9 protein-coding genes and 1 pseudogene are annotated in these 6,959 nt (G+C 54.0%); 5 read left to right on the forward strand and 5 right to left on the reverse strand.

Going from position 1 to position 6,959, the window contains the following annotated elements:
- Positions 1–243: hypothetical protein (locus Q8Q07_09630; GenBank protein ID MDP3880546.1), on the forward strand; the 243-nt coding region annotated here is incomplete at its 5' end.
- Between the two features lie 101 nt (positions 244–344).
- On the opposite strand, the gene Q8Q07_09635 is transcribed toward Q8Q07_09630, so the two are convergent.
- The 5 genes from Q8Q07_09635 to Q8Q07_09655 all read right to left on the reverse strand — a co-directional run bounded on the left by Q8Q07_09635 (position 345) and on the right by Q8Q07_09655 (position 5,214).
- Positions 345–1,412 (reverse strand): ABC transporter ATP-binding protein, encoded by a 1,068-nt coding sequence (locus Q8Q07_09635; protein MDP3880547.1) that lies wholly within the window; start codon positions 1,410–1,412, stop codon positions 345–347.
- A complete protein-coding gene (locus tag Q8Q07_09640) occupies positions 1,409–3,049 on the reverse strand; it encodes an iron ABC transporter permease (protein ID MDP3880548.1) in 1,641 nt (546 codons plus the stop codon). Before Q8Q07_09640 ends, Q8Q07_09635 begins: the two co-directional genes overlap by 4 nt.
- A gap of 1 nt (position 3,050) precedes the next feature.
- Positions 3,051–4,076 carry an iron ABC transporter substrate-binding protein gene (locus Q8Q07_09645; protein MDP3880549.1) on the reverse strand — a complete coding sequence of 342 codons (1,026 nt, stop codon included), beginning with the start codon at positions 4,074–4,076 and terminating at the stop codon, positions 3,051–3,053.
- Between the two features lie 100 nt (positions 4,077–4,176).
- Positions 4,177–4,317 carry a hypothetical protein gene (locus Q8Q07_09650; GenBank protein MDP3880550.1) on the reverse strand — a complete coding sequence of 47 codons (141 nt, stop codon included), beginning with the start codon at positions 4,315–4,317 and terminating at the stop codon, positions 4,177–4,179.
- Positions 4,318–4,524: 207 nt separating this feature from the next.
- Positions 4,525–5,214, reverse strand: a complete 690-nt coding sequence (locus Q8Q07_09655) for a metal-dependent transcriptional regulator (protein MDP3880551.1) — start codon at positions 5,212–5,214, stop codon at positions 4,525–4,527.
- 268 nt (positions 5,215–5,482) lie between these two features.
- Here Q8Q07_09655 and Q8Q07_09660 point away from each other — a divergent pair, with 268 nt between their 5' ends.
- From Q8Q07_09660 to Q8Q07_09675, 4 genes and pseudogenes are all read left to right on the forward strand, one after another.
- Positions 5,483–5,707, forward strand: coding sequence for a glutaredoxin domain-containing protein (locus Q8Q07_09660; GenBank protein MDP3880552.1), 225 nt, complete (start codon positions 5,483–5,485; stop codon positions 5,705–5,707).
- Positions 5,708–5,765: 58 nt separating this feature from the next.
- Entirely contained in the window at positions 5,766–5,903 is a 138-nt protein-coding gene (locus Q8Q07_09665; GenBank protein MDP3880553.1) for a hypothetical protein, read from the forward strand.
- Positions 5,904–5,934: 31 nt separating this feature from the next.
- A pseudogene (locus Q8Q07_09670) lies at positions 5,935–6,354 on the forward strand (thioredoxin family protein).
- Positions 6,355–6,682: 328 nt separating this feature from the next.
- Positions 6,683–6,959 (forward strand): hypothetical protein (locus Q8Q07_09675; GenBank protein ID MDP3880554.1); only part of this gene is annotated, 277 nt, incomplete at its 3' end.

Consider the following 6,959-nt stretch of genomic DNA (forward strand, 5'->3'; position numbering starts at 1 on the left):
ATTACCCGCATATATCTTTACTTGATTAATGAGCATATGTTCTGTGGCGATTATGTTAGCGGACTGGCTCTTAATAAAGGTAAGATAAGAAACGATGAGCGGGCGATGAAGGAATCATATGAGCTGGGGAAACAGGTGGCAGCGCTGGCTAATCAGGGGCTCAAGTGGCCGGAGGGATATGAACGCCATTTCAGCTCTATGTATTCTCAGAAGTACGGTTATAAGACCAACCCCTTCGAGTAAATTCAGCTTGTGATTGACCGTTTTCAGCAGCGGTCGTAAGGGGGGAGCCCTGACATCCGGATGGGCTCCCTCATTCCTTTTTGGTCAGTTCTCTCGCCTTATCATGTAGAAGCTTTCTCACTTGTTACGTAGGAGGACTCGTTAAAGCAGGGTGCCCTGTGGTCGGAATTCATGCGGAATGAAACCCTGGCGCCAACCGGATAGCTTCGAGTATGATGCTGCAGGCTGCGGATGGTCGCCCCTGACGGTAAGCGTACCCGGTAAATATAATGCATTCCGTAGAAGATACGGTCTACGATTTCTCCAATGCCGTCCTCCGCCGGTGTGATATCGAGGAAGTCAGGGCGTATCATAACTCTCACATCTGTGCCTTGTGGAAGCTTGTGATAAGCGGGTAAACCTCCAATCTCAGTGGCAACCTGTCCGTTTTCAATCTGCCCTTTTAAGAAATCAGCAGTGCCGATGAACTGGGCCACAAATGTAGTGGCTGGAGTGTGGAAAATTGCTTCCGGTGTATCAAGCTGCTCCAGCTTTCCCCTGTTCATAACCCCGACGCGGTCACCCATAAAAAGGGCCTCTTCCTGGTCATGAGTGACGAAGATAACGGTGGCTCCGGCGCGGGCCAGTATACTTTTTATCTCGCTTCTTATCCGGGAGCGCAGGTCTGCATCCAGGTTGGAAAAGGGTTCATCCAGCAGTAATACCTCCGGCCCCGGTGCCAGCGCCCGGGCGATAGCCACGCGCTGCTGTTCCCCCCCGGAGAGCTCGTGAGGCATCCGTGATTGATAGTCCCTCATTCCCACCAGAGACAGCATTTCCTTGACCCGCGACTTCCGGTCGGTGCTCCGGTTCAGCCCGTAGGCGATATTATCACCAACACTAAGGTGAGGGAAGAGGGCATAGTCCTGGAAGACGATGCCTACCCGGCGTTTCTCCGGCGGAACAAAGATACCGCGGCCGGAAACCGGTTTGCCGGCTATCTCCACGCTGCCCCGGTCAGGCGTTTCAAACCCGGCAATGAGCCGGAGCAGAGTGGTCTTGCCGCAGCCGCTGGGGCCCAGCAGAGCCAGAAACCCGCCCTCCTCCACTTCCAGGTCTACGCTGTCAACTGCCGGGGTACCTGCGAAACTTTTGCTCAATTCTTTACAATGGACTGCAATCGGGATCATATTTCTTTTCTCCTTTGCCGGATGACCAGCAGCGCCATAGGTATCGATGATAATGCGATCAGGAGCAGGGCGGATACCGCCGCCCGGGCAAAGAAGGCTTCAGCAGTGGCTGACCATACCGAGGTAGCCAGTGTCCTGAAGCCAATGGGACTCAAGAGAAGGGTTGCCGGTAGCTCTTTCATGGTGGTTAGAAAGACCAGGGCAGCCCCGATGAGTATTCCGGGCTTTGCCAGGGGAAGGGTTATGCTGACCAGGGCTTGTGTGGCGCTTCTTCCCAGGCTGCGGGCAGCCTCCTCCACCCGCGGGCTTACCTGGAGTAGCGAGGAGCGTATGGAGCCTACCGCCTGGGGCAGGAATAGGATCAGATAGGCAAAGAGTAATACTCCCAGCGTCTGGTAGATGGGCGTGGCATAATTAGCGCCAAAGAAGACCAGCGCCAGGGCAATAACTATTCCGGGCAAGGCGAAGCCAATATAGGTGGCTCGTTCCAGCAGTTGACTGATACGCCCGGAGTAACGTACTGCCAGGATAGCTACCGGTATGGCCGCCACCGCGATGATTATTGCCGCCAGCCCGGAAGCATAGGCTGAATTGAGGGCGTAGTCCCATGCAAGGCGGAACGGCTCACCGGTGGAGATTCCGCGGATTGCCCAGTACGAGAGAATGGACATCGGCATAACCACAGTCAGTAACGAAATGGTGGCGCAGAAGCTGGTTGCCGGCCAGCGCCACCATCCCAGTCTTATTTCAGTTTGGGAGTGAGTAACGCCGACAGTGCTTCTATGGTACCGCGCCCGGCCTCTGGTACCGCCCTCGATTAGCAGGGCAATAATCGCCAGAGCCACCAACACCATTGACAGGGCGGCGGCTGCCATCCGGTCAAAAGATGTCTGGTACTGGAGGTAGATAGCCCAGGTAAAGGTTTCATAGCGCATGAGAGATACGGCGCCAAAATCCCTGATGGTGTAGAGAGCGACGAGCAGAGAGCCGGCGGCTATGGCCGGGCGTAGCTGCGGTAGCGTCACCCGGCGGAAGGTGGTCCAGGAACCATGCCCCAGGCTACGGGAAGCCTCCTCCAGGCACGGGTCAATGCCGCGAATTGACGCCTGAAGGGCCAGCAGCAGGTACGGATAGCTCACCGCCGTAACGGTAAGCAAAGCGCCGGGGAAGCCGTAGATCTCGGGTAGCCGTTCCAGCCCGAATGGTCCGGCCAGCAATTGCTGGAGCATACCCCGCGGGCCTAGAGCGGCAATGATGACGAATCCGGCTACATAGCTGGGAATCACCAGCGGAAGGGCTGTCACCATCAACCACATTCGCCGGAAAGGCAGGTCAGTCCGGCTCGTCAGCCAAGCTAACGGCAGGGATATTGCCAGTGACAAGGTGGTCACTGCCACAACCAGCGCAACTGTGCGCCCCAGTATAGCCAGAGTACGGGTACGGAATAGTAGTTCCCATGTCTCTGCGCCGGTACCCAGCGCTCGCATAACCAGGTATACCTGGGGTAGTAATATTGCGATGGCGATAAAGACGACGGGCAGCCAGATAATAACGGGGGGCCGGGAGGTAGGAACCCCCCGGCCGGCCCTGCCCAGTCTGCCAATAAAACTTGAAACTCTACCGGTCACTACTGCCATATTATGGAACTATTCCTGTTGCTCTCAGCAGGTCAAGCGTACCCTTGAGGTCGTCCAGATCGGCCATGTCAATGTCAGGACTGTTGATTTGAGCCAGTGGCGCAAGCAGCCAGTGTGTATTTACCCCTTCCACCACCGGATATTCGTAGGTCTGCCCGGCGAAGTACTGCTGGGCGACTGCCGAGAGCATAAAATCGAGGAAGCGCTCGGCCGTTTCTTTGTTCTTGGAAGTCTCCATGATGCCGGCGCCGGATACCAGGATAACCGCGCCCGGTCCGCCCGCCCTGGGATGGTAGTTCCGGGCAGGGTAGGAATCGCCCTGCTCGGCGAGGAAACGGTAAAGATAATAGTGGTTGGGGAAGCCGATGTCAATCTCACCCGCGGCTACGGCGGCAACCTGAGTGGTATTATTGGGGTACACCTTGGGCTGATTTGCCTGGATACCGTTTATCCAGTCCCGCGTCTTTTGCTCTCCCCACAGCACCCGCATGGCGGTAACCATTGCCTGGAAAGAGCCGTTGGTCGGCGCCCAACCGATGCGCCCACGCCACTTGGAGTCAGTGAAGTCCCAGATGTCATCCGGGAGGTCGTTTTCGCTAAACTTCTCGGGGTTATAGACGACGACTCTTGCCCGGCCGGAGATGCCGACCCACTTGCCCTCCGGTGAGCGAAAGCGTGGTTCAACTTTGTTCAAAATATTTTCCGGAAGCGGGGTAAGCAGGTGCTCTACAGCGCCCAGTCCACCGGGGTCCTGGGCGTAATAGATATCCGCCGGGCTGTTGCTGCCCTCTTCCAGGATAGTAGCCGCCATTTCAGAGGTACTGCCGTAGCGTACCTGCACATTGATGCCGGTGGCGCTGTTGAACTGCTCGATAATCGGCCCAACCAGCTCCTCACTCCTCCCCGAATATACAGTCAATGTCTGCGTATTTGGGGATGATGCGCCTTGCTGAGCGCAAGCTCCGAATATTAACGTGGCTGCCAAGATGAAACTGGTCAAGCCAAAAATCCATTTATTTCTGCGCATTTATTAAGTTATCTCCTCTCTAGTAATGATATTTATTGTTCGTTTCCTCAATCTTCTAATTTATTAGCAGCAATCTTTCTCCTTCCGGTACTTCCAGTTACTACAGCATTAAATATGACTCATCAATAATCGATATTAGCGGTTCTTCCTGTCCCCCGGAGTGTATGGCGGGTGTTTCTGGTGCTATTGCTCCATAGGCACCAGTCACCAATGCCTGGACTACTAAATCGAAGATCCACATACTGGGGCCACCTCCTTCAATCCGTATTCTTTGTAAGGTAGAAATGCGTATCATTTGCAATAATGACTGAAAAATAAAAAAGTCGAAAAGAATAAGTAGTTGCTAATGCCTATGATTAGCATAGCCTAATATCTGATTGTTGTCAAGTCCCTGAGGGCTGTACCGGGGAATAAGCGAAAAGCTACTTACGAAAGAGAGGGGATGAAATCAATCTTGAGAGCCGGATTGTGATAAAACCCATACCATGGCGGCTGCCCTGGTACCGAGGGCGAGCTCAGTGTCATTAACAAGCACCTTCATGGTGCCCGCGTAATCGGCGACCTCTTTGACGGTGACGGCTACCCCGGGCTTGATGTTGGCCTGACCCAGATAGCGCATGAGGTCTTCGAGACGTGTCGCCTGTTCGGATATCCTTTCCACAACTACTGTTTCTCCCGCTGCTATCGTATCGAGGGGGACGCCCCTGATCGGGGGTAGCACATTGTCTGCCGGTATCGGGTTGCCGTGAGGGCATGTTTTTGGTTTTCCCAGAGCGTCATACAGTCTATCCATCACTTTTTCGGATATACCGTGCTCCAGGAGGCAGGCTTCTCCGTGAGCTTCATGCCATGGTACTTTGAGTATGTCGGTCAGCAGCCTTTCCGCCAGGCGGTGACGCTTCACAACGCTGATAGCCATCTTCATTCCATGCTCGGTGAGGGTGATTTCCTTATTCATCGCGGTAGTAATCAGCCCGTCGCGAGCCATGCGCTGGAGAGTCGCGGTAACGGTGGGGGGAGACACCTCCAGCCTTTCAGATAGGCGGGCAGCCAGCACCGCTTTGCTCTCGCTTATCATATTCAAAATGGTTTCCAGGTACTCTTCAACCGTGGCTGTTGCGTGTGTCTCACTATCCATATCAGTCTCCTGCTTCCGGCTGTGGCAAATTACAGGTACTTTCCCCGGTTAGTCAGTGTTAATTTTAGTCCCTGAGGTTGGCTGAGTCAAATCCGGAGGTACTGTCCGGTAATACCGTGTGTGGTTCATTCAGGGCAAGCGAGGAAGGGCTTTCCTCAACTATCAGCTTGTTTAATGTTGGCTGATAGTGATAAATTATATCTGATGATAAGCTCCTGCCTCATAATATTTGCTTGAGCGAGAAAAAGTATTTTGACAGGATGAGATAATGAGCAGACCAATAATCTACACGTTGAGGACCTGCCCGGCCTGCATCGAAATAAAAAAAGACTGGGCGGTGCGGGGAAAAGAGTTTGAAGAACGCCAGGTGGACGATAACCAGACCTGGCTGGATGAGGCCCGGGAATACGGGGATACCGTCCCGATAGTTGTCTACGGAGATGGGAGGGTGGAAGTTGGCTATGCTGATATGATTGGGTGCTACATTATATAATATAGTCATATAGTCGGTTTGTTAGGACAAAGAAAGTATTTAATCTCAGGGGGTGATTATGGCAGGAAAAACCAGCATGGTGACAGAGGAGCGTTATGCCTCGGGTTTTAGCTACCCGGACTATATTGCCCAGATCAAGGTGAATAAAGACCAGTTCGAGAAGTATTATGCCAGCGCCGTGATTTCGGCGGGATGACAGCCAGTTCTTCCGTAAGGCAGCCCAGGTTCCCAATGGTATCGGCAAGATACTGGTGCTGGGCGAGGACTGGTGCCCCGATGTATTCCGGGGAATGCCGGTGATGGCGCGCCTGGCTGAGGCTGCCGGCGTCGAGGTGAGAATCTTCCCGCGCGACCAGAACCTGGACATCATGAACGAATTTCTGAAGGAAGGTAAGTATACATCGATTCCTGTGGGGGTATTCTATACCGGGGACTTGCAGTATATCTGCCACTGGATAGAGCGCCCGGTGATTGCCGATGAGGAGCGAGCGAAAATAGAGGACGCCGTTAAGAAGGAAAACCCCGGCGCCGGTGAGCCGGAACTAAGGAACCTGATTCGGGAGCGTACTCAGGCTCGGTACCCGGCCTGGCAGCAGGCAACCGTGGCCGAGATCCGCCGGATGCTGACGGAAAAGCTCGGTCTTTAGTGTCTCGTCAGGTAAATATGATGTCATTCCTGCCCAGTATCAGGTACGGGGTAAACTCCAGCGGAATCTCCACCCTGCCTGGATTCCGCACCCTGGCCTGTCCTGGCGACAGGCCAGGGTGCGGAATGATAAAATGGTTAAGGGGCAAATCCTGGTTACCGTTGAATTGTGATTAACCTGACAGGATACCAGATACCGCTACCTGTCGTGTTATTCTGCCCTCCGCCTGTCTTGGCGGCGGGAGCAGGAGCTAAAAGCCAGTCATTTTCGCGTCCCGTGCTGGCCGGGGCCTTTTTATTCTTCTGCGACTTGTTTAAAGCAATTAAAGATGGAAACCAGAATCTGCGCTATCAAGAACCCGGTCGCCTGTGCGATAAATGAGCGTATCAACCGCTTTGTCGTCGGGGTGCGGCTCCGGGGTAAGAATTACCGGGCATGTATCAATAACACCGGCAGACTGGAGCAGTTTTTAGTCCCGGGCCGGGAGGGGTTTTGCACCGTGAACGGTAATCCCGGTAAGACTGATTACCGGCTGTTTGCCATCGCTTCCGGTGGTCTGGCGGCAATTATAGATACCCAGCTACAGATGATGGTTTTTGAGAAAG

This window comes from Dehalococcoidales bacterium, assembly GCA_030698765.1.
In the GTDB taxonomy this organism is placed as follows: domain Bacteria; phylum Chloroflexota; class Dehalococcoidia; order Dehalococcoidales; family UBA2162; genus JAUYMF01.